Source organism: Pseudoalteromonas sp. SaAl2 (genome assembly GCF_052947895.1).
Genome location: NZ_CM129605.1, coordinates 1125161 through 1143940, shown reverse-complemented (window position 1 = coordinate 1143940; position 18780 = coordinate 1125161). Strand labels below are relative to the sequence as shown.

General features: G+C 37.7%; 13 protein-coding genes and 1 pseudogene. 6 read left to right on the top strand and 8 right to left on the bottom strand.

Features of this window, described 5'->3' with window-relative positions:
• Positions 1-660 precede the first annotated feature (660 nt).
• The 6 genes and pseudogenes from ACU8V8_RS05570 to ACU8V8_RS05545 all read right to left on the bottom strand — a co-directional run bounded on the left by ACU8V8_RS05570 (position 661) and on the right by ACU8V8_RS05545 (position 11979).
• Positions 661-1151 (bottom strand): annotated as a pseudogene (locus tag ACU8V8_RS05570) (2OG-Fe(II) oxygenase family protein).
• 331 nt (positions 1152-1482) lie between these two features.
• Positions 1483-4254, bottom strand: coding sequence for a TonB-dependent receptor plug domain-containing protein (locus ACU8V8_RS05565; protein ID WP_446889058.1), 2772 nt, complete (start codon positions 4252-4254; stop codon positions 1483-1485).
• Between the two features lie 389 nt (positions 4255-4643).
• Positions 4644-5888: an alpha/beta hydrolase family protein gene (locus tag ACU8V8_RS05560; protein ID WP_446889057.1), complete on the bottom strand. Its 1245-nt coding sequence runs from the start codon at positions 5886-5888 to the stop codon at positions 4644-4646.
• Positions 5845-6588: a hypothetical protein gene (locus ACU8V8_RS05555; RefSeq protein WP_446889056.1), complete on the bottom strand. Its 744-nt coding sequence runs from the start codon at positions 6586-6588 to the stop codon at positions 5845-5847. Before ACU8V8_RS05555 ends, ACU8V8_RS05560 begins: the two co-directional genes overlap by 44 nt.
• A gap of 99 nt (positions 6589-6687) precedes the next feature.
• Complete coding sequence (locus ACU8V8_RS05550) at positions 6688-9345, bottom strand: TonB-dependent receptor (protein ID WP_446889055.1); 2658 nt, start codon at positions 9343-9345, stop codon at positions 6688-6690.
• 276 nt (positions 9346-9621) lie between these two features.
• Complete coding sequence (locus tag ACU8V8_RS05545; RefSeq protein WP_446889054.1) at positions 9622-11979, bottom strand: DNA polymerase II; 2358 nt, start codon at positions 11977-11979, stop codon at positions 9622-9624.
• 60 nt (positions 11980-12039) lie between these two features.
• Here ACU8V8_RS05545 and dinG point away from each other — a divergent pair, with 60 nt between their 5' ends.
• The 5 genes from dinG (at position 12040) to ACU8V8_RS05520 (ending at position 16003) form a co-directional block, all read left to right on the top strand.
• The gene (gene dinG / locus ACU8V8_RS05540) at positions 12040-14115 is read left to right on the top strand and encodes an ATP-dependent DNA helicase DinG (RefSeq protein WP_446889053.1); all 2076 of its coding nucleotides are present in this window, start codon (positions 12040-12042) and stop codon (positions 14113-14115) included.
• Positions 14115-14891, top strand: a complete 777-nt coding sequence (locus tag ACU8V8_RS05535; protein ID WP_446889052.1) for a sulfite exporter TauE/SafE family protein — start codon at positions 14115-14117, stop codon at positions 14889-14891. The genes dinG and ACU8V8_RS05535 overlap by 1 nt, the downstream gene beginning before the upstream one ends.
• A gap of 1 nt (position 14892) precedes the next feature.
• Positions 14893-15501 carry a primosomal replication protein gene (locus ACU8V8_RS05530; protein ID WP_446889051.1) on the top strand — a complete coding sequence of 203 codons (609 nt, stop codon included), beginning with the start codon at positions 14893-14895 and terminating at the stop codon, positions 15499-15501.
• A gap of 78 nt (positions 15502-15579) precedes the next feature.
• The gene (locus ACU8V8_RS05525) at positions 15580-15852 is read left to right on the top strand and encodes a late competence development ComFB family protein (protein ID WP_446889050.1); all 273 of its coding nucleotides are present in this window, start codon (positions 15580-15582) and stop codon (positions 15850-15852) included.
• A complete protein-coding gene (locus ACU8V8_RS05520) occupies positions 15845-16003 on the top strand; it encodes a DUF2496 domain-containing protein (RefSeq protein WP_169019360.1) in 159 nt (52 codons plus the stop codon). Before ACU8V8_RS05525 ends, ACU8V8_RS05520 begins: the two co-directional genes overlap by 8 nt.
• A gap of 16 nt (positions 16004-16019) precedes the next feature.
• On the opposite strand, the gene ACU8V8_RS05515 is transcribed toward ACU8V8_RS05520, so the two are convergent.
• Both ACU8V8_RS05515 and ACU8V8_RS05510 read right to left on the bottom strand, forming a co-directional pair.
• A complete protein-coding gene (locus ACU8V8_RS05515; RefSeq protein WP_446889049.1) occupies positions 16020-17054 on the bottom strand; it encodes an isoaspartyl peptidase/L-asparaginase family protein in 1035 nt (344 codons plus the stop codon).
• Between the two features lie 126 nt (positions 17055-17180).
• Positions 17181-17885, bottom strand: coding sequence for a SapC family protein (locus ACU8V8_RS05510; RefSeq protein WP_446889048.1), 705 nt, complete (start codon positions 17883-17885; stop codon positions 17181-17183).
• Between the two features lie 186 nt (positions 17886-18071).
• On the opposite strand from ACU8V8_RS05510, the gene ACU8V8_RS05505 reads away from it, so the two are divergent.
• Complete coding sequence (locus ACU8V8_RS05505) at positions 18072-18779, top strand: DUF6445 family protein (protein WP_446889047.1); 708 nt, start codon at positions 18072-18074, stop codon at positions 18777-18779.
• The last annotated feature ends 1 nt before the right edge of the window (position 18780 follow it).

Sequence of the window (18780 nt, the reverse complement as noted above, 5' to 3'; positions counted from 1 at the left end):
CAGTTACCTGAATGCGTTCAACATTTTCTACACATTGATCGTCAGCTGCAAACGAATTTGCTGAAAAAGCAGCTGTTGATGCTGCGCCAAAAGCTATAGCTAATCTAACTGCTCTTGAAACTTTATTATTTAACCTTTGATATCCCTGGTCATATTAATATATGAATTATTAGTTTTAGATCTGCACATGGAACGTTTCAAAACAGGAACCAGTACCCTATATAGAAAATACCGATTATGGATACAAGCATAAGTAAACAGATTTTTAATCTTTAACAAATTTACAAAACCCGAAAAGTACTCACTACAACAAAAGACATAACCTATTGTTTTATATTAAGCGTTTATTAATTGTTGGTAAATTTACGTAAACTAACAGTAGTGTAAAGTTAGTACTGAAAATTGCTTTAAAACACGGAAAAGCACTACTTTAGATACCATAAAAAATGTAGCGCATGTTGTGTGACCAGATTTTATGAAATGAAAATAGTTAATTAAAGAGGTACCCACCTTCAAAAATGCATTTAGAGGAACGCAGGTAAAAAGTAGTATTCCTATGTGGCAATGTTATTAGGTAAATCAACAAGCATGCCTTTTCTTTTACAAAGCTTTATGAATCACAATACTCGTTGATATAGTTACTCAACTACATAGAAAGGGCTATGTATTAAACCAGCCTGTTATTGAAAAGCGTGGATGCTTAGCGAACGGTGTTACATAAGATACAGAATGTGCAATATTTACATCAAATAAAGTTAGTAGATTATTGCCAGGAGAGAAAGTGTCAATTACGTCACCTTGTTTATTAAAAAGTGTAGTAAGCCTCCCCAATCCGGATGCCAATTTTGACTGAAGCCAAATACAAATGCGACTGCACGACCTTCTTGTGGTACTACATCATTATGACGTGTCAAAAAGTTACCTGATATATAACGCGTTATCTGTACACTTGCACTTCTTAAATTAGTTACTCCTGATATAGATTCAATATAACTTAAAATTTCTTTTGAGTTTAGATATTTATATATCTCTCTGAATACTTTTGAATCAATATCCTGCACTAGGTTATGTCGACCATAAAAAAAACCGGTGCCATTTGCTGCATCATTGTAAATTGTTTTCTGAAAATTTCTCTTATCTATATTACTCATATTTGTCAGTTCTTGGTCTGAAGACTGAATATACCTCCCATTTATTGCATAAGCATTCAAAAAGGTTGTGTTTCTTACTTCATTCTCAATTTTAGTTAGACTCTCAGTTGACCATATATCGGGAATGATAACCCTCTTATTTTTCTTATACTCCTCTCTAATATGTTCAATATTATCTATATTACTTATCTTAATCATATTAACGACCCATTAAATACATCAAAATTTAGCATATTACTGCGCAGTGATAGGGTTGCTAAGCCTTGAAATAATAGTTTAAAAAAAACCCCTCATGAGAGGGGTTTATCAGCTTTATATGTACTGGCTTGAATTAAAATTTAATCGTAGCACGTAAGTAAACAAAGCGATCCATATTTACATCATACTCTGTAACTGAGAAGTTATTTGTAGATATAGCAATATCATTATTGCTGTATTCAGGTGAAGGCTCTTTAGCGAACAAGTTCTCAACACCAAGAGTTAGCTTTGTATTATAAGCATCTAGAGCATAACCTACAGATACATCATGTACAAAGTAAGAACCGATTTCTGCAGCCATACCTGGATAGTTCTCTGCACCATATAAAACATCATAATAGTTTTGTAGGCGATCTACGTAGCGAGTCTGCCAATGAGCATCAAAATCACCCATTGCCCAATCGACTGCAAATGTTCCTTTATATTCAGGGTAACCAGCATCACCGTATTGGATACCAACTTGATCTTCACCGTCAAACTCATTTGTCATAACATATGAGATATCTAATGAAGTTTTAAAGCTACCATACTCAGTTTCAAACTTATAAGCAGTATAGAAATCTATACCTTCAACATTATAAGTACCTGAGTTCTGAAGGAAGTTACGTAAGTCAACCACATTACCGTTTGAATCACGGTCAATATAATCACAAGACTCTACATTATCCCCAGTAGAACATTCGTTTAATAAACGTGATGCACCATAACGACCGATTGAGTTCTCAACTTCGATGTCATAATAATCTACAGTAAACTCTAAGCCATCTACATAGCTAGGGTTATAAACAACACCAAACGTTTTAGATTCTGACTCTTCAGGTTTAAGGTCAGGTGATGATACGTTTGTAATACGAATTTGTGTATTAGCTTGAGCATAACCATCTGGAACGCCAGCACAACCAGGTAAATCAGGCACAACACCTTCAACAGAGTTACATGGATCTGTCAGTGTAGGGTATGAATCAGCATTACCTGCATATAAATCAGAAATTGATGGTGCACGGTAACCTTCAGCCCACGTACCACGAAGTAAAATATCATCAATTGGACGGTACTCTACACCAACTTTAGCAGTTGAGTTACTACCATATGCACTGTGATCTGAGAAGCGTATTGCTGGTGAAATAGTTAATCCATCAAATACTGGGATTGATAATTCAACATATGCCTCATCTAAGCGGAAACCACCAGATGTTGCATCACGTTGGTTACCCGATGTTTCACCACTTTGAGTTAGTGGATCCGGTGTATCGTAACCACTTTCTTCACGACGCTCTAGACCGATAGCCATTCCAACAACACCAGCTGGTAATTCAAATGCATCGCCAGCAAAGTTTAATGTGTAGTCTTTAAGCTCTAGGCCTTCGCGAGATACACTGTCAAAAGTAACATAATCAACCATATCTTGCGTGATTGAGCCTGCACCACCAAATAGATTTAGTGGAACACACGATGTAGAAGCATTACAGTTATCACCAAGTGCTTGGTTAACACGAGTTAAATTTAATAGACCTGTAGTAAGTACGTCTTGGCTGTTTTTACCATAGATGTAAGATGCATCCCATACCCATGATGTATCACCGATACCACCTTCTAAACCTACCATAGCACGGTACGTTGTATCATTTTGTCTATAGATACGGTTACCTGCTTCAACAAAACGACGTTGACCTGCATAAGGAACATACCCGTCTACACCTGAGCGAGATGCATCACCGTAAAGTGTTTCACCAAACGGGTTGTAGATATTATTTGCATGGATATCAACATTACTCGCAGCTGCACCAAAAGATGCACCGATTGTCAATGGCATAGCAGCAAGTAGCTGAGATGACTCACGATTAGTCATCATGAAATCTGATACTAATCTTACGTCGTCAGATAAGTCATAAAACGCTTGAACGTACATACTATTACGTACTTGCGGAGTAGAAAGGTAGTTTTCAGGTGCGTAGTTATAAACATCACCCGCACGGTCTCTAAATGAGTCTACGCCAACAGTTGAACCAGCACCATTAGGAACTAAATCAAAGCCTGCATTAGCTGCACCTGCATTGTTTTCAGTGTAACCCTGTGCTAATAAATCATCACGAAGATCAGATGATATTGCGCTAGAAGTTAAGCGAATACGGCCTTTTTCAGTCGTTGAGCTGTTACCCATAGATGAAATGTCACGGTCACCAGCCCAAATTTCAGCTTGCGTTACATGACTAATGTTCATCATTAAGCCACCTTTATCAGAGGTGGTACCAATTGTAAGGTCTGCTGAATATTGACGACCATCGTTGTACTTAAGGTTTTCGCCACCGTACACAGAAAGTTCAGCACCCTCGAAATCTTTACGAGTGATGATGTTTACAACACCTGCGATTGCATCAGAACCATAGATTGCTGAAGCACCGTCTTTTACTACTTCTACACGCTCAATAGACGCAGCAGGAATAGTATTCAAATCTACTGTAGAACCAAGTGAAGAAATCCAACGTTTACCATTAACTAATACTAATAAACGTTGCGCACCTAAGTTACGTAAATCCATGTTTGTCGCACCAGTACCACCGTTATTGAAGGCAGTATTCAATGCAGCGCCGGCAGCAGGGATTTGCTGAAGGATATTACCGATACTAATTTGACCACTGGCAGCTATATCATCACGACCTAGAACTAATACAGGACTTGCACTTTCAAGATCAGTACGTTTAATACGTGAGCCTGTTACCTGAATACGTTCTACTTTTTCAACACCCTCTTCTGCAGCATTTGAACTTGCAGAAAATGCTGCTGTTGAAGCTGCACCAAAAGCAATCGCTAAGCGAACAGCTTTTGAAATTTTATTATTTAACATTTGATTTTCCCTGGTCATATTTAAAATATGATTTTATTAGTTTTTGAACCCAAACAAGCACTTAGTATCATAATAGCAACTAAGTACCTTATTGCGAAAAATAATACTAATATCAGGGACGGCGCTTGGTCAACAGTTATTTAACTTTATATTCGATATTTTTACAGAAAAACTCAATTAAACTGAATAAAAAGCCACTATGACATTGTATTTAAAGGAAAATAAAATTAAAAAGATTGGCAGAGTTTTTTAACATAAAAAATACCTAAAATAAAGTTAACATATGTATTACAAAGGAAGATTTTAGCCTTAATAGTGAAGGGGTATTGGTAAAAAGGAGTGTTTTCTTCAAGTACTAACGTTGAAGAATTCACTCCTTAATTTATAATTTATTGGAGGTGCTTCTGTAAAAATTTCTCCATTTTACTATACAGTTCGAATTTATTTTCCTGCTTTTGGAATCCATGGCCTTCATTATCTTTCATAATCCACTCATCATCAGATAAAGTAATTCCACGTTTTTCTAAAGCGCTTCGTAATTCAGTCGCATGTTTTCTAACAACTCGAGGGTCTTTTGCACCATGAACAATCATTAATGGTGCCACTATTTTATCAACATGATAAAGAGGTGACATTTTTTTCATTAAATCTGCATCATCAGGATCACCAATTTGCTTTTTCAGTAGTTCTCTTTGCGGTTCCCAATGTTTAGGCATTGACTCGAATAATAATTCAACATCAGTCACCCCCACATAATTAATACCGCAACTATAAAGCTCTGGTGTAAATGTTAAACCAGCCATAGTGGCATACCCGCCATAACTTGCGCCATAGATACAAACTTTTTTAGGATCAACAATACCTTGGCTAACTAAATATTTAACAGTATCAGTAATATCATTCTGCATTTCTGCCCCCCACTTACCACCATAGCCAGCCTGTTGGAAGTTTCGACCATAGCCACCAGAACCTCTAAAGTTCACTTGAACAGTGGCATAACCTCGACTTGCGAAAAATTGTATTTCAGGATTGAACCCCCAAAAATCTCGAATACCATAAGGACCACCATGGGGGTTTACAATAAGTGGTAGATTTTTTCCATTACTATCTTTTGGGATTGTTAAATAACCGCGTAAAGTTAAGCCATCTCTGCTTTTAAATTTAATAGGTTTCATTGGAGAAAGTTTTTCGGTATCAAGCCAATCCATGCGAGAAACTAATGACTTAAGCGTATTCTTTGTCTTGTCGAATAAATAATATTGTCCAGGGTCTACATCACTAGTAACTAAAACAACATTAAGCATTTCGTCTTTCGATTGACTAATTACATTAACCGTCTTGTTTGTAAAGTTCATCTCTAGAGAAGCCATCATCTGCGCAGTTTCTTTATCGAAATATACGACCTCCGGATATTCATCAAAATAAGATATAGCGATTAATTTTTTACGCTTTAACGACAGCATTAGATTAGAAACATCAATTCCAGGCTCTGCAAAAATTAGTTCGCCTAATTTATTTTTCTCAGGGTCAAAACGGTATATTGCTGAAGTATCTCTACCAATGTTAGATGCTACAAAAAGTGTTTTATTATCAATAATCAAAAGCGAGCGGAGATATATTTTCATCTTCAACATTAAATTCACGTAAAACTCTGAAGTTTTCCTCTCCTTTCTTTTTATAGTGAAACTTTCCTTTTAAACCATCCATAGAGACAGCGCCCCTAACGTCACCATCATGATCAAGTAACCAACCTTGAACATCACCCGGATTTTTAGCAATGATGTCCATTTTATAGTTTCTTTCTCGTTTACTATCCCACTTACTATTCAATGGTAACTTATATAAATCAGGTGCTTTTATGTTTCTTCCATTATATTGAACTATAATATTTTCAGGATCATTTGGAAGTAAATGAACTATGCTTGCAGAACGAATACCTGAAGCACCAACTTTTGATCCAACTAACGTTATTACACGTGCCCTTTTAGAATGAGCATTAATCTTATAAATACTAAAAGCTTCATTTCCATCACTGTCCAATGTAAAAACGATTTCATCGTCATTAGCCCAAGTAAAGCTATTAATATCTTGCTCATCAAATTTCGTTATTGGTCTAGCATTTTTTAATCCCTCAGTTTCTAATATAACGATATTTTTTCGCTCATTAATGGGAGAAAGAACTGCTAAATATTTACCATTAGGCGAAAGTTGGAGGGCCGTAAATTTAGGGTTTTTAAAAAAATCCTCAATTTTCACTGTTGCTTCTTCAGCAATACTAACCACTGATACACAACCTATAACTATTATAAAAAGTAGCTTAGATACATAACTCATAATATTGTCCGTATAAAATATAACCATAGTTAAATAATTGTAATAAAAAAGCCCTACTTAAAAAGTAGGGCTCGATAAAATAAAATACCTTAAGCTAAATTAAAACTTTTGCTCTAGGCGTAAATACATTGAGCGACCAGTTTGGTCATAAAGCGACCAACTTGAATCACGATAATCACGGAATCCGTCATAGAATGAAGGCGCTGTTTTATCAAAAACATTATTTACACCAACAGAAATTTTAGTATTAGTTGGGGCTGTGTATGTAAATTGAGCATTATGTTTAACATATGTAGGGATATCGGCTAAATAATCAACGCCGTACTCTTCGTTACCAGAATCTTGTGCACCTACATAGAACATAGTCCAAGAAGCACTGTAATCTTCATAAGAGTAGCTTACACCTAAATCTGCTTTCCACTCAGGGTAATCTTGAAGGCCTGCATAATCAAAAGGTTCAGCTTCAGCATCTGCTTTCTCTTCAAACTCCATTACTTTTGATGCGTTAAACATTACACCAAAGTCACCAACTTCTGTTTCAAATTTGTAACGTGTAGCAAAGTCTAAACCTGAAGTTTTAAGAGAAGCTTTATTGATATATCCTGTATAAATATAATCAATTTGACCTGAAGGACCACGGTCTATAGCGTCTGGTGTAGAACCCATACCACCGTTTTCTTGCTCAAGGCGTAAAAGCTCTTCAGTACTTACATCATCAATTCGATTTTCATAGCTAATATCGTAATAAGTCAATTCAACTGACCAGCCGTCAATAACATCCCAAACAAAACCAAGCGTTGTTGAATCACCAGTTTCTTCAGTTAAGTTAGCATTACCACCAAACCATGTCGCAACTTGTTCACCAGCATTAGAACAATATCCTTCTAAGGCTTGTCCTGGGTTAGCAGCACACCACTGTGTATCTCTCACATCAGGGAAGCTCAATGCATAAGATTGGAACATTTCGCCCATGTTAGGAGCACGGAAAGACTCACCCCATGAACCACGAATTAATAATGTATCAACTGGACGCCAAGTCAAACCAACTTTAGGAACTACTTTATCAAAAGTTGTGCTTTTCTCACCAAGGTTAGTTATACCAGTTTGCTCATATTTCTCGTAACGACCTGCGACTGTCAGATCAATTTCATATGGTAAAGATGCTTGAATCTCGACATATGCAGCTGTTCGGTCACGCTCAGCTGAAACATCGTCGCCACCTGAACCACCTGAAATGAAACCATTAGCTGACTCTGGATCACTTACTTGAGAAAAATCGATTTGTTCGTATTCAAGGCCAACAACACCAGCTAATAAGAAATCACCGTCATCAACAAAAGTTGTAGATGCTAATGCGTCGATTTGTTGACTTTCATAGCGACCTTCATATGTACCAGTGTGAGCTGCATATTGATATAAATCGGTTAACTGTGCATCCCACTCATCATAGCTCATACCTGACATATTAAGGATATCGTATTCACCAGAATCAATACCATTTTGAAACATTACATCATTAACTAAGTTGCTGCCAAATACATTTGTCTTTGAAATACTGTTTTGATAATTGACTTCCCAATCAATACCATTACCTACATCAGCAAAACCTTCTAAACCAAGTAGAATATCTGTAGTAATTACTTCAGTTTTAGTATCTCGGTTACCAATTGGTACTGAACGCATATATAGACGAATATCTTCATCTTCTGGGTTGTATTGATTATCCGCATCCATCCAAATAGGACCTGTAGAAACTGGCGTGCCTGCATAGCGAGAATCTGTTTCATTTAGACTTGCCATTGCACGACCAACGAAGCGAAGATCATCTGATAACTCATAGTTAAAATTAGTTAAGAAAGAGTTATTTTCGACATCTGGATAAAACTTTGTCACAGCGCCATAGTTATACAAACAACCGCCAACACCGTTTTCATCCATGCTATTAACAACATTGTCTGTTTGATCACACAATTCATTATTAGAAATGTAAGAACCCGCACCACCAATTCTATAGTTTGGTACATGGCTGTAACCGCTATATGCACCGTACGAATCATCATCTAAAGCCCAAATTTCACTATCAAAAATAGCATTGTCTTTTGAATTTTCAAAAGTAAAAATGATATTACCTTTCTCTGAAGTAAAACCGGTTGTTACAGAAAAAGTAGTACTTTCACCGCCTTCAACTTTAGGCGTTTCATAATCATATTTTAAGCTAATCCCGTCGAAATCTTTTTTAGTGATGATGTTTATTACACCAGCAACAGCAGACGAACCGTATACTGCAGATGCACCATCACGAAGTATTTCAACTCGCTCAACTACTGCCATTGGAATAATTGATGTATCCGCAGATGAACCAGATGATGAACTTGTACCTGGCATACGACGACCATCAAGCAAGACTAATGTAGCATCTGACCCTAAGCCACGTAGATTGATATTTGAAGATGCAGCACCACCGGCACCGTAACCTGATACACCCTTCCAAGAACCAAAAGAGTTAGCTGCTAGATTGTTTAGAACATCTGCTACTGTTGGTTCACCCGACATGCTGATTTCAGCTGCAGATATAACTGTTACTGGTGAACTGTTTTCAAGATCTACTTGTTTAATACGTGAACCTGTCACTTGAATTCGTTCTACTTTTTCTGCGTTTTCTTCAGCAGCGATTGTGCTCGCTGAGAATGCAGCTGTTGATGCTGCACCAAAAGCAATCGCTAAGCGAACAGCCTTTGAAATTTTATTATTTAACATTTGATTCTCCCTGGACCACTATATTGTGGTTATTTTTATTTAGATTTTGTAAACGCTTGCAACCTAATAATTGCAAACACACAAAGATACTAAACAAAAAAATCACGACTGCCAACATCTGTTCACGAATATTTAAACTAATTTGGTTAATTTACACTTATTATACACATAAAAGGAACAAAACAGAGCGTTTCAGGGACAATGAACTGTGTGAAAAATGACACTTCAATAGCGGGAAGGCCTATTACGGGTACTTAGTACTGATTATAGCAACAATCAGAACAGGTCAAGCTGATTCTTTTTTGTACTTTTAAAGTCTAATTTTAGTGGTAGAAGTATCATCTGTGCGATAGGTTTAATTTGCTTTTCTACATATAAGGCATAATCTAACTTATTACCCTCTTGGTGCAACCGCGCACCATTGTGGGTATATACATACTGAATGGTTTGACCTTTATGAACTTCAAAATCGGGGTTTTGAGATTGGTATAATTTTACAGCTTGCACATGTGGAGGGATATTTTTTTTATAATCAGCTAAATGTTGCCCAAGCCGTTTATGGTAAACCAACTTGTTATCAAATTCACCCGCATGTAAACGCTCTACATAACCTTCGATAATAGGTGTTAACATTTCGGTATTAAAGTTTTCATCAAATAACGTTTCAAATAGCTCTATTTGAAATTGCTGCGCAAGTTCGGTCCAGTCACTGCGAACGGTTTCCATCCCCTTGAATACCAGCTTTTTGTCGCCATCATTATTAATTTGACCCACATAGCGCTTTTTAGAGCCTGTGGCTTTGCCGCGTATGGTTGGCATGAAAAAAGGACTGTAGTGAGTTTCAAATTCAATTTCCAAGTAGCTTTGTAAGTCAAACCGCTCTTTTATGTTTTGCTTCCACTTGGCATTAATTGTTAATGCCAGTTGATGACCTATGGCATTACATGCTTGTGCTGACACTTTTTCATCAAGACTCACAAATGTAGAGTCAGTGTCACCATATATAACAGTATAACCGAGCTCTTCAATCCATTTACGTGTCGTTTGCATTATTTCGTGGCCACGTAACGTAATAGAGCTTGATAAACGAGGGTCATAAAAACGGCACCCTTTAGAGCCTAAAACACCATAAAGACTATTCATAATAATTTTTATAGCCTGGGATAGCATTGGCTGATTAGTCTCTTTAGCTACTTGCCTTGAGGAGGATAACTCTTTAATTAGTTGCGGTAGGTGATGTTCACTGCGTGAAAACAATGCCTCATGAAAGCCAGGAACAGCATTATGTATATTTTCTAGTCCTTTAATCAGCCCAAGTGGATCAATACAAAAAGTTCGCATTATTGATGGGTAAAGGCTTTTAAAATCCAGTACTAATACATTTTTATAAAGGCCGGGGGTGGACTCCATAACGTACCCGCCAGGACTTTCAAACGTTAAGCCATGCTCCCCTAAATTAGGTGCAATATAACCACTGCGATGCAATAAAGGTAAGTATAAGTTTGTAAATGCGGCAACGGAGCCCCCCATCCGTTCCAGCTCAAGCCCAGTTAACGCAGTGCGTACAACTGCGAACTCTAATAAATTTAACTTTTTAAAAATACGATTAACCAAAACACAATCCTGCCGGTTGTAATCCGCTAACGCTAGTTTGTCTTCATTATATTGGCGGATGATTTCAGCTAAACGATTATTGCTTTGAATTAACTTTTCTTCGCCCAGTACTTTATAACTTACATTAGCCAAGGAGAAACTATCAAAATGGTAGGTTGCATTTTTTAAGGTATCTATCCCATCGACTACACAACGCCCTGGTATGGTTAATCGAGTAAAGTTTCCTTGCTTGACGTATAACGGACTATTTCCACGCCCAATATAAAGTTTAACATTTAATTCTTCAGCCCTTCTAAACAGCACAGTAAAGTCAAATTCAATAACATTCCAACCTATGATGATATCCGGATCAACACGTTGGATCAGGGTTTGAAACTGCTTTAATAAATCGAGCTCATCGTTGCACCATTGTATATTTTGTTCACAATCTATTGGCTCTCCTATCATGAGTACGCAATCGGCCCCATCACCGACTAAACCAATTGAGAACAACACCCCTTCTCCACTGCATTCAATATCTAAAGAGAGTGTTTTAAATGAAGGCATGTAACTTTTTGCCGCTTTCATCTTCGCATTATCAATTTGTAAATAGCCTATTTGCTGAGTCACTTCACCGGTTACATAGACACTGCCGCGAATAAAGCGCTCCATCAAAAAACGGTCTGTATGGCGAATATCAGCTTCATAGATATCTAGCGACGGTTCTAGTATTGTGCGAGCTTGGTATAATGCTTGTGTTGATGAAAAATAACAGCCAATGCATTGTGCTGAATCGAAATGGCGTAATGCAACGTTGTTAAAACGCGCTGAGACTCGTTGTTCTTGTAATAGGACTTGCGCTTTTTTCTGATCAACGGCACGAATAAAAAATACAGCTTGCTGATCAGGGATCATTACTTTAATAGGCCCAACATCACTACTGAGCCAATAACAGAGGGTGATCCCTTGTTCAGCATTATATTTATTAGGCCCATATTGTTGCCTAGAAAGTATAAAGCCTTGATAGATAGCTTGTGTCAATGTTCAATCCCAATTAATATACAGCACTGTAATTATATACATACTTTAGGCTATTCCCCCATGCTTTCTGATCCATTAAAAGCCACAATTCGAAAAATTCATAAGCATGTGGCTGATAACCTCAGTGATTATCGTCCTCGCAGCAGCCAAAACTACTTGGTCGCTGAAATTGCGAAAACCCTTGCGGGTGAATACCATAAGCAACAACGTATTTGTGTAATTGAAGCCGGTACTGGTACAGGTAAGTCCCTCGCCTATTGCTTAGGCGCGCTACCTTTAGCGCTTGCCCAAAAAAAGAAACTTATTATTTCAACAGCAACCGTCGCATTGCAAGAACAACTGATCAGTAAAGAGCTGCCGTTTTTTAAAACGCATTCAGGCCTCGATTTTAAGTTTGATTTAGTAAAAGGGCGCCAACGCTACATATGTGCACATAAGCTCCACAATGCTGTAAATGGTGATAGCCAAACACAGATGGAGTTTATGCCCACACTTACATCGCCATTGAGTACCATGGAAGCAAACTGCTTAAAACAGCTCTATGACGCCTATACGAATAAAAAATGGCAAGGAGATAGAGACAGCTGGGCTGATACAATCCCCGAACGAGTTTGGGGGTTAATTGCTTGCGATAAACATGCTTGCCAACGACAAATGAAAGCGCATCAAACCTGCCCTTTTCAACTTGCTCGACAACGTTTAATGCAAATGGATGTATTAGTAATTAATCACTCTTTACTACTAGCCGATTTAGATTTAGGCGGTGGTAAAATTTTACCCGAGCCTGACAATACTATATATGTAATAGATGAAGCACATCACCTTGCCCATATTACCCGCGACTTTTCATCGGCTGCAGCGACGATTAAAGGCACGATAGATTGGCTTGATAAGTTAGTAAAATTTAGCGGTAAAATGGCTAAGGTTATAGTAGGACAAAAAGCGATTGGGCAAAATTTCAAACTGTGCGACAGTATTAATGACGCTAGTAAAGATTTAAAAGTCGTGCGCGATATCTTAGACAATGCCGATTTTAACTACTCTAAAGATGATACTTACCGTTTTGAACATGGCGAAATTCCGGAATCATTGCACAATAAAGCAAAAGATATCAGCGAAGCCACCTTAGATGCACTGCGTTGTTTAAACAAAATGCACGACACAATAGTACAAGATGTCAGTGATGGTGATATTAAACCCTATATTGCAGATCCAATTTTGGCTGAAAGTGGGCACTATATAAACCGCTTAGAACAATTAAATAAGTTATGGTTTAGCTATGCTACTAAAGGGGAAGGCATTCCTCATGCTCGTTGGATAAAACGATTAGAATACAAAAATCATCATGACCACTTACTAAGTGATTGCCCTATTGAAGTGGGGTATTACTTAAAAGACAAACTGTGGCGACAATGTGCAGGTGCCGTTCTATGCTCTGCGACATTAACTGCACTAGGTTCATTTGATCACTTTGCCTATGAGAGTGGTCTTGCTAAAGAGGAAGGGGTTAAGTATTTAAAAGTCCCTTCTCCTTTTGACTACCCGAATCAAGCAACATTGCATATTCCACAATCTGCAATTGAACCAACCCATAAAGATTTTAGCGATCATTTAGCTAAAATCCTTCCTGAGCATTTGAATAAAGAGAAAGCTAACTTAGTGCTATTCGCTTCTTATTGGCAAATGGATCATGTTGTAAAAGCATTACGCACTAAAAGCATCGATATTTTAGTACAGGGTGAAATGTCACGTGAAGCACTGTTAAAACAGCACACAAAAAACATAGATGCGGGTAAAGGTAGTATTTTATTTGGCACGCAAAGTTTATCTGAAGGACTTGATTTACCCGGGAAATATCTTGAAAACTTAGTGATAACTAAAATCCCTTTTGCTGTACCTACCTCTCCAATTGAAGAAGCTCAAGCTGAGTTTGTGCAAAGTAAAGGCGGTAATCCGTTTTTATCTATTACCGTCCCTGATGCGGCGAAGAAATTAGTACAAAGCTGTGGTAGACTGCTGCGCAAAGAGAATGATCAAGGCCGTATTACCGTGCTTGATCGTCGTTTAGTGACCAAGCGATACGGTAAAGCTATGCTTGATACACTGCCACCCTTTAAAAGACAAATAGATTATTAATGTTTGAACTTGCACTTGATCCAACAACATGGGCGCTCTTATGTGCTGTGGCACTTGCTGCGGGCTTTATTGACGCGATAGCCGGAGGCGGTGGAATGCTGACTGTACCAGCGCTGTTAACAGCGGGGTTACCGCCTCATTTAACATTGGGCACCAATAAACTTGCTGCTAGTTTTGGCTCACTCACCGCCAGTGTTACTTATTTTCGTAAGCAATTATTTAATCCACGATTTTGGGCAGCCTCTATAATCGCAACAGCATTAGGGGCGCTTATAGGCACCTTAATAGTTGATTACTTAAGCATAGAGTTTTTAAATAAACTTTTACCCATAGTGATTATTCTCGTCGCTTGCTATAGCCTTTTTGGCAATCTGAGTACTGTAAAAGATGATGCGTTGCCACCAATGAACCGTGCTACAAAAATTAAGCAATGGCTACAGGGTTTAAGTTTAGGTTTTTTTGATGGCTTAGCAGGTCCAGGGACGGGGACATTTTGGACAGCATCAAATAGCTTACTTTATAAAATGAGTTTGTTATTAAATTGTGGCCTTGCGAGGTCTATGAACTTTGTTTCTAACTTTGTATCTCTTATCACTTTTGTAGCCCTTGGCCACGTTAATTTTTTACTTGGTGTTACTATGGGGTTGTTTTTAATGTTCGGTGCTTGGCTTGGCGCTCATTCAGCCATTCGCTTTGGCAGTAAATTTATTCGGCCTGTGTTTAATACTGTCGTTATAATTTTAGCACTTAAGCTAATTTATGAGGCGTATTTGTAATATGCAATCAGCAGCGTTTGATAAACTTTGCCAGCAAGTGGCGACCTTAAAACAACAAGCAATACAGTTCGATAACGCCAAGTTACTCACCAAGAACCGTTATATGCAAGCCCAGCCTAGTTTGTTCGATCGACGGGTGTTTTCTACTAAAAGTATGAGCTTAGTCGACTATGTCACTGAGATTGAAGATGAAGTGAGTAATCTTCCTCCTGCAGATCACCGTCATGCTTATAATTACGCGCTAGAGCGCATTGGCAACCAAGTACAAGCTGTGTTTAATGTTATAAAGTCCACACCGATTTGGGCAAAAGAAAATAAAAACACCTTTAAACCTCGCAACAAACCAAAAGTTTACCAACAAGCCGTTAAAAAAATTATGCAGCCAGTGCATGAGCTCTATGACGAGTTAAAACAAAATCATGAGTTTGAACGCCGTTTAGTGCTTATGATTGAAGAACGTAAATTACAGATGCAAAATGCAGGTCCCGCAAAAGCCAAAGAACTTAATTTAGAAATATTAACCATACATGGTCGGTTAGGCCGGTGTCGTAAAGCTATTTCAGCCACAGAAGAAAAAATTCAAACCGTCGAAAAACAGCAATTGCGATAGCACCCTACTTAATCTCGATTTATTTTAACTCCTAGTATAAACTGAGTAATATCTTTTTCTAGAATAGTGGTCTAGCTAGTGCGCTTACATAATGATATACATAATTATTATGAGAAAATAGTCGTTGAAGAGATTATCAAACGCAAACTCGATAAACAGTATAGTGATGACGTGATGGCCGATTTTTGTTGTACTGTACTGAATCAATTACCCCCTCGCTATATACGCTACGATGTTGATATGGCGTTTTATTTACCTCAACAAGAACGCGAGCATATGGAAGAAAAAGTAAATACTGCAATTGATTTTGCTATTAGCCAAATAGCCAAAAAACAGGTCATAAATGAATAACGATTTAAACCAAGCACCAACCTATGTAAAACTCGCAGTTGATTTGATCATGGTATTAGAACAAAGCGATGTAAGTCCAGAGGAAGTACTGCAAGCATTAGAGATTGTGAAAAGTGATTATACTAATAAGCTTGCAGTAGAACAAAAATAGCCAGGCTATTTTTTAATTACTCACCTTTAAATATACCCACATACGTTGCTTGGGTATTCGACTTACTTGCCCTATACATACCTGATGTATTAAACGGCAGGCTTATATTTCCTAACTTATCAACAATAATAACGCCGCCTGTGCCACCAATTGGTTTGAGTACACCATTAATAACTTCGTCACCAGCTTGCACTATCGTTTTATTTTGATATTTAACACGTGCGCAAATATCTGCGGCAACATTATAGCGAATAAAGTACTCACCGTGACCTGTCGCAGACACTGCACACGATTCATTCTCAGCAAATGTACCAGCGCCGATAACTGGTGCATCACCAATGCGCCCAAAGCGTTTTGCTGTCATCCCTCCTGTTGAAGTACCTGCTGCTAAATTGCCGTTTTTATCAAGTGCTACAGCACCAACCGTTCCCATTTTGTAATTATTGGGTAAAGCATTATGTGCTGCTTGATAATCTTTACCGGTTGTACTTGCTTTATTTAATTTTTCTTTGGCTTTTAATAGTGACTTGTAGCGGTTATCAGTATCAAATAAGTTATTTTCAACTAGCGGTACACCTTGCTGTTTTGCAAATTCTTCAGCGCCTTGACCACTAAGCATCACATGCACTGATTCTTCCATTACTAGGCGCGCCAGGTTGATTGGGCTCTCTATATGCTTAACCCCAGCAACTGCCCCTGCTTGACGATCTCGCCCATCCATTATTGACGCATCAAGCTCATGGGAGCCATCATAGGTATAAACAGCACCACGGCCCGCGTTAAAATATGGTGAGTTTTCTAAAACATTAATAGCCGCGGTGACAGCATCAAGACTTTCGCCTCCGCCCTCAAGAACCTTATAACCGGTTTCAACAGCTTCTTTTAATTTAGCCCGATAAGCTTTCTCTTGCTCTGGTGTAAACCGGCTTTTCTCTATTGTCCCTGCACCACCATGAATAGCGATAGCAAAAGGTGCTTCAGCACTAAGTGCACATGGGCTCATAATTACAGTCGATATACTAAACAATGCCGTTAAAAGTAACTTTTTCATAATGCTGGTTTGCCTTGAGTTTTGATTATTCTAATGTGAATAAACTTATCTTTAATTTCAAGCTTTAGCAGATAAAAGGCACAAAAAAAGCGCCAAAAGGCGCTTTTTAAATTTTAACTTGCTTAATTATGCTTGTTGCGCTTTTAAACGAGCTAAACGTGCTACTTGGTGAGTAGACGTTAGGAATGAGTAAATTGGCGCTAAATAACCACGTTTACGAAGATCTAAGAACTCTTCATCGCTCAGTTCATTTAGTTTTTTCTCATCGATAAGGTAGATACCGTTAATATCTTTTTTCTCACCTTTGATATCAACTGTAAGCGTTTGTGCTACCAGTAGCTCTTTGTCAGCTAGGAACTTAGTAAACGCTTCTGTTACTTGTGAAAACTCGATAAATGACACTAATGCTTCTTTACGACGCTTTAAGTAATCTGTTTCTTCACCGTTTTCAAATAACGCATTACCTTCAGACTCTCCAACTAGCGAACTAGCTTCATCAATAACAATACCGTATTGGTCTTCTTGAGGGTGCTTAACAAGGCCAAGTGGGTAACGTGTTGTAGCCATAGGTGCAAATGCAGCTGTCCATTTGCCATCTTGTACAAAAAGGTTTTCGCCTGGCTCTAGACCAAACATTGCAACAGCTTGAAATTGACCTGTTTCGTTATTTTTTACGAAAGACATTGGGAACTCATTCGCTACACGAGCAAACTCATGTGCAACTACAGGCACTAAGTGCTGAGTTTTTAAAAAATCTACATTGATGCCGTTTTGAATTTTAGTGTTGGCATGTTTTTCATTGTGTAAAGGCTGTACTTGTTGCTCCGCCATGTTACTGCTCCATTATATATTTAATTTTATGTTTTTGCTGTTAGTGCCCTAAGGCTATAGGTTTTGACGGCAAAATGGAAGTGAAAATTTTGTGGCAGTTTGTAGCAAAGCTGGCATTAAGATAAGATGTCGTTAGCATATTTTGAGCAGTAAAGCATAATTATTGCCAAAGCAAAGGATAAATACATGACAGGGTACAAATTAAACCCAAACCTAAAGATAAAAGCCCACAAAATTGAGGAAATAAATGAATCAGTTATAGTGGTCGATGACTTTTTGGAGTCTCTTTCACAAATTCATATGTTCTCGAGTAAGTACGCCTACCTTAAACCGGTTGGCAGTGATGGTACACTGTACCCTGGTAAAAGAGATATAATGCCTGAAGCATACAATATAGTTTTGAAAGAATTAATAGAGCTACTAATCAATAAAGGTTATATTACTCTCTTAAATAATGATATTTACGTACATAGCTGTAAACTCTCACTAGTAACTCAAAAAGCTAATGAATTAATCTCACAACAAAAAATTCCGCATATAGACTCATCTGATAATAAAACATTTGCTTCAGTCCATTATCTAAGTGACCAAAGCCTTGGTGGAACAGCAATATATAAGTACAAACCGGCAAACCTGATCAAAATAGATAAAGGGAATGAAAAAGTAGCTTATGAGATGATAAAAAACATAAAAAATATTGCGAAAAGCACAGATGGGTATTTAAATAATAATGAATACTTCGAGCAAGTTTTAAAAATAGAGGCTCAAATAAACCGCATTGTTATATATCGAAGCAATTTACTGCATAGCGCTGATTTAAGGAATGATGCTACTTATAACGACGATATAGCTACAGGGCGGCTATCCATAGCCTCTTTTTTCAGAATAGATTAAT